This is a genomic window from Enterobacter cloacae complex sp. OE43NF (genome assembly GCF_023544405.1).
In the GTDB taxonomy this organism is placed as follows: domain Bacteria; phylum Pseudomonadota; class Gammaproteobacteria; order Enterobacterales; family Enterobacteriaceae; genus Enterobacter; species Enterobacter cloacae.
In genome coordinates, this window is the sequence record NZ_JAMJFW010000094.1 from 1 (window position 1) to 5,085 (window position 5,085).

The window sequence follows — 5,085 nt, forward strand, 5'->3', positions numbered from 1 at the left end:
TGTTTCCCTGTTAAGTTTCTTCCTGGCATCCTCCAGGAAATCTCCGCCCCGTTTGTAAGCCATTTCCGCTCGCCGCAGTCGAACGACCGAGCGTAGCGAGTCAGTGAGCGAGGAAGCGGAATATATCCTGTATCACATATTCTGCTGACGCGCTGGTGCCACCTTTTTCTCCTGCTACATGAAGCACTTTCATAAAGTGTTACTCCGCCGTAACATATTAAGCCAGTATACACTCCGCTAGCGCTGCGTGACTGGTTCAGGGCTGCGCCCCGAAACCCGCCAAAAGCCTGACGCGCCTGCGGCTTGTCCAACCCCGCGCCGACCGGGAAAGGCTTTCCCGCCCGTCCCGGCGTTATCAGGAGGCCGGTTTGTCAGAGAAACGGAACAAGATGCTCACCATGTGGGTGACGGAGGACGAGCACCGGCGGCTGCTTGAGCGCTGCGACGGCAGGCAGCTGGCAGCGTGGATGCGGCAGACCTGCCTGGACGAAAAGCCGGCACGTTCCGGAAAGCTTCCCTCAATCTCGCCGGCGCTGCTGCGCCAGCTTGCCGGCATGGGCAATAACCTGAACCAGATAGCCCGCCGTGTTAACGCCGGCGGGGGTACCGGCCATGACAGGGTGCAGATTGTTGCGGCGCTGATGGCCATCGATGCCGGACTTGAGCGGCTGCGGCACGCCGTTCTTGAGAAAGGAACGGACGATGATCGTTAAATTTCATCCACGCGGTCGCGGCGGTGGCGCCGGGCCGGTGGACTATCTGCTGGGTAAAGACCGGCAGCGTGAAGGCGCCACCGTCCTGCAGGGGAAGCCGGAAGAAGTCCGGGAGCTGATTGACGCGTCGCCTTACGTTAAGAAATACACCTCCGGCGTCCTGTCGTTTGCGGAGGCCGATCTCCCTCCCGGCCAGCGGGAAAAACTGATGGCCAGCTTCGAGCGAGTTCTGATGCCCGGACTCGATAAAGATCAGTACAGCATTCTGTGGGTGGAGCACGCGGACAAGGGGCGTCTGGAGCTGAACTTTCTGATCCCCAATACCGAGCTGCTGACCGGCAGGCGGCTCCAGCCTTACTACGACCGCGCCGACCGGCCGCGCATCGATGCCTGGCAGACTATCGTGAACGGCAGACTGGGGCTGCACGACCCGAACGCGCCGGAAAACCGCCGGGCGCTGGTCACGCCGTCCGGGCTGCCGAAAACGAAGCAGGAGGCCGCAGAAGCCATTACCCGGGGACTACTGAGCTTAGCCTCGTCCGGGGAGCTGAAAAGCCGTCAGGATGTCACTGACACTCTTGAAGGTGCAGGTTTTGAGGTGGTGCGCACCACGAAAAGCAGTATCAGCATTGCCGACCCGGACGGGGGGCGAAACATCCGACTGAAGGGAGCTATCTATGAGCAATCTTTTTACGGCCTCGAGGGACTTCGAGGAGAAATTGAAAGCGCAGCAGCAGAGTACCGGCGAGATGCTGAAAGCCGCATTCAGCGAGCACGAGCAGTCTGTCAGAGCGGAACTGAGCGCAAGCGCGAGGAGAATCAGCGACGCCATCAGAGCCCACGAGCAGAATATGAGCGAGGCGATGGAGAAAAACCGGCGGAGCGTGCTGCTGACGGCCGGGAGGACATGGCTCACCATCCTGATGGTGTCAGCGCTGCTGATCGGCACGAGCGGGAGCATTCTGTGGTGGCAGGGGCAGCAGATAACCGACAATTACACGCATCTTCGTCAGCAGGAAGATACCCTGGCGAAAATGACCGCCCGGACGTGGGGAGTGCGCTATCAGGAGAGCAGCGACGGCCGGAGATTCCTTATCCTGCCGCCGGGGATGCAAACCGAAGCCATCCCTTACGACGGGACGACATGGATCCGCCTGAAACAGGAGTAGCGGAAAATGACAGAGCTGGAAAAGCAGTTGCTGAGCGCATTAGAGCAGCTACAGCAGGACTACTCGCAAAGGCTGGACGAATGGGAGAGCGCCTTCGCGGAATGGCGGAGCATGTGTGGTCTTATGCAACGGGAGAACGCGATGCTGAACGAGCGCGTGTCGGACTTGAGCACGCAGGTGCTGAGTTTAAGCGAGCAGCTGCGCCGCTTGTCCGGGAACTGAATGCGATCGAGCTCCGGCAGAGGGAGAATGAGTATCAGAAAACACTGGAGCTGGAGCGCCAGCCGCAGAAAACCTACCGCGGGCCGACACTTTAAACCATCCAGGCAGCTGACAACCCGCACGAAGAGGGGCTCTTATTTCTCCCGCTAAATAGGTTCGTGATCAAAAAGGTCACGACTTATTCAGGAGCGGGAAATGAAGCTGTTAAATCTTATTGAATCATTGCTTAACTGCCTATACCTGGCGGCGGAGCTGTGGGACTGGCTGGAGAAGCATTTGTCGGTTTTTAAGGCATTGGCGCGGATTTTAGTGTGACTTTAACATCCATGCATCTGGCTGCATGACTATGCACCAGTGTAATATTCAGCGGCTGCGTTTCTGGTGTTTTTTCGTTATGTCTGTCGCCACTTTCTCGCGTCTGGCACCGGAAACGCAGCCAACCCCGTTTCAGTGGTGCGGGCAACGGATGTTATGTTTAATGTTGATAACAGGAGTAAGAGTGATGCTTACATTTATTGGTAATGCTGCCAACTTACTGATTTAGTGTATGATGGTGATTTTAAGGTGCTTGCGTGGCTTCCATTTCCATCAGATGTCCCACTTGTTCAGCTACCGAAGGCGTCGTGCGTAACGGTAAAAGCACTGCCGGACATCAGCGCTATCTCTGCTCTCACTGCCGTAAAACATGGCAAATCAGCTTCACTTACACCGCCTCTCAACCCGGTACACATCAGAAAATCATTGATATGGCTATGAATGGGGTTGGGTGCCGTGCCAGTGCCCGCATTATGGGCGTTGGCCTCAACACGATTTTACGGCACTTAAAAAACTCAGGCCGGAGCCGGTAACATCGCGCATACAACCGGGCAGTGACGTCATTGTCTGCGCGGAAATGGACGAACAGTGGGGCTACGTCGGGGCTAAATCACGTCAGCGCTGGTTATTTTACGCCTATGACAGGATGCGCAGGACGGTGGTGGCACACGTCTTTGGTGAGCGTACTCTGGCCACACTGGAGCGTCTTCTGGAGCTGCTGTCGGTCTTTGATGTGGTGGTATGGATGACGGATGGCTGGCCGCTTTATGAATCACGCCTGAAGGGAAAGCTGCACGTTATCAGCAAGCGTTACACTCAGCGCATTGAGCGACATAACCTGAATCTGAGACAACATCTGGCAAGGCTGGGACGGAAGTCACTGTCGTTCTCAAAATCGCTGGAGCTGCATGACAAGGTCATCGGGCATTATCTGAACATAAAACACTATCAGTAAGTTGGAGTCATTACCTAAATTAACAATAAACCCCATTAATAGTCACAATCAGAAAAATAAAAAGCCGTTTATTCCCTACGGTATAAACGGCTTTTTTGGAACATGACTCACTCAATGGAGCACGGTCACCGCATCCTTAAGGCGTCCGGCGCGGTGCTTCACCATGGCCGAAATGCGCGCGCTCTCCTCGACCAGATCGGCGTTTTTCTGCGTGATGCTGTCGAGTTCAGCTACCGCACGGGTTAGCTCTGATAAGCCGGTTGCCTGCTCGGAGGTCGCGTGGCTGATCTGGGCGATAAGCTGGGTCACGTTTTTCACCTGCACAACGATATCATCCATCGTACGGCCCGCGGCGTGAACCTGCTCAGAGCCGGACTGCACCTTGCTGGCGCTGGCATCAATGAGTTTACGAATATCGTTAGCCGCACTGGCGCTGCGGCTGGCAAGATGGCGTACTTCGCCCGCGACCACGGCAAACCCTTTGCCCTGCTCCCCTGCCCTTGCCGCTTCAACCGCCGCGTTCAGCGCCAGAATATTGGTCTGGAACGCGATATCGTTAATCAGAGAGGTAATCGAGCCAATGCGCTGCGTGCTGTCGGCAATATCATCCATCGTTTTAACCACGGTCTGCATCGCATTGCCCCCTTTCGTTGCCGCGCTGCTCGCAGCCACGGAGAGTTTGTCCACCTCGGCGGCGGTCTCGGAGTTACTCTGAACGGACGCGGCCATCTGGTTCATTGTCGCGACGGTCTGCTGCACGTTCGCGACGGTCTGACAGGTCCGATCGTTCAGATCTTCATTTCCCTGCGCCAGCCTGTCGCTCCCGTCACGGACGCTCACCACCTGGCTCGACACGTCATTGATCAACCAGCGGCACATCAGGCCAAGTTGTCCTACCGCGCGCAGCGTCAGGCCCAGCTCATCGCTGCGGTTAAGATGCTGCACGCTGTTGCGCTCGCCGGTGGCGACCTTCAGCGCCTGTCGCGCCACATTCTCTATCGGGCGGACAATCTGTTGCTCAAACAGCAGCGTTCCCATCAGCATCACCACCGCAGCGGCGGCAAGCGGTAACCAGCCTGCGGAGGTGGCGGCCAGCGTGGCGGCGAGTCCGGCAAAGAGCACCGCCATCACGCTGCGCACGCGCCAGCGCAGCGGCATGGCCGGGAGTTTACCCAGCCAGCCCTTTCCCACCACCAGCCCTTTGTGAATACGTTTTTTACAGCGCCCGTCGTTCAGCGCCCGGTAGAGCGGCTCCACGGCGGCGATCTCTTCCGCTGTGGCTCTGGTGCGAATCGACATATAGCCCGTCACCTGCCCGCGACGCACCATCGGCACCGCGTTAGCACGCACCCAGTAGTGGTCACCGTTTTTGCGCCGGTTTTTGACAATCCCGCTCCACGGCTCGCCCTGCTGCAGCGTGTACCACATATCGGCAAACGCAGCTTTTGGCATATCGGGATGGCGCACCATATTGTGCGGCTGGCCCGTCAGCTCATCGAGCTGATAGCCGCTCACCTGAACAAAGGTGTCGTTGGCGTGGGTGATGTAGCTGTGGACGTCTGTGGTAGACATTAAGGTGGTGTCATCGTCCAGAGGATATTCATTCTGGGTGACATAGGTTGGAGAGGACATCGTGAGCATCCCTTGCAGGTTATTTGAAAGTTAATTTTGTGGGGCAATGTTTTTTCGGCGGTAAACAATTTATCTTTAG

Annotated in this window: 4 protein-coding genes; 3 read left to right on the forward strand and 1 reads right to left on the reverse strand. The window is 57.0% G+C overall.

Features of this window, described 5'->3' with window-relative positions; genetic code table 11:
* The first annotated feature begins 389 nt into the window (after positions 1–389).
* From M8370_RS22735 to M8370_RS22755, 3 genes are all read left to right on the forward strand, one after another.
* Positions 390–713: a MobC family plasmid mobilization relaxosome protein gene (locus M8370_RS22735; RefSeq protein ID WP_007772081.1), complete on the forward strand. Its 324-nt coding sequence runs from the start codon at positions 390–392 to the stop codon at positions 711–713.
* Complete coding sequence (gene mbeA / locus M8370_RS23720; protein ID WP_458285237.1) at positions 703–2,199, forward strand: plasmid mobilization relaxase MbeA; 1,497 nt, start codon at positions 703–705, stop codon at positions 2,197–2,199. Before M8370_RS22735 ends, mbeA begins: the two co-directional genes overlap by 11 nt.
* Before the next feature lie 477 nt (positions 2,200–2,676).
* Positions 2,677–3,374, forward strand: a protein-coding gene (locus M8370_RS22755) for an IS1 family transposase (protein ID WP_176691070.1) whose coding sequence is annotated in 2 segments (ribosomal slippage) — positions 2,677–2,926 and positions 2,926–3,374 — 699 coding nt in all. Because the reading frame shifts where the segments join, the coding sequence is not laid out codon by codon here.
* Between the two features lie 111 nt (positions 3,375–3,485).
* On the opposite strand, the gene M8370_RS22760 is transcribed toward M8370_RS22755, so the two are convergent.
* On the reverse strand, positions 3,486–5,006 hold the full coding sequence (locus M8370_RS22760; protein WP_048269853.1) for a methyl-accepting chemotaxis protein: 1,521 nt from the start codon (positions 5,004–5,006) through the stop codon (positions 3,486–3,488).
* Positions 5,007–5,085: the final 79 nt, after the last annotated feature.

Bases quoted from the DNA above. Each gene is read 5' to 3' on its own strand.
- M8370_RS22735 (WP_007772081.1), top strand. From the start codon at position 390: ATGCTCACCATGTGGGTGACGGAGGACGAGCACCGGCGGCTGCTTGAG.
- mbeA (WP_458285237.1), top strand. From the start codon at position 703: ATGATCGTTAAATTTCATCCACGCGGTCGCGGCGGTGGCGCCGGGCCG.
- M8370_RS22760 (WP_048269853.1), bottom strand. From the start codon at position 5,006: ATGTCCTCTCCAACCTATGTCACCCAGAATGAATATCCTCTGGACGAT.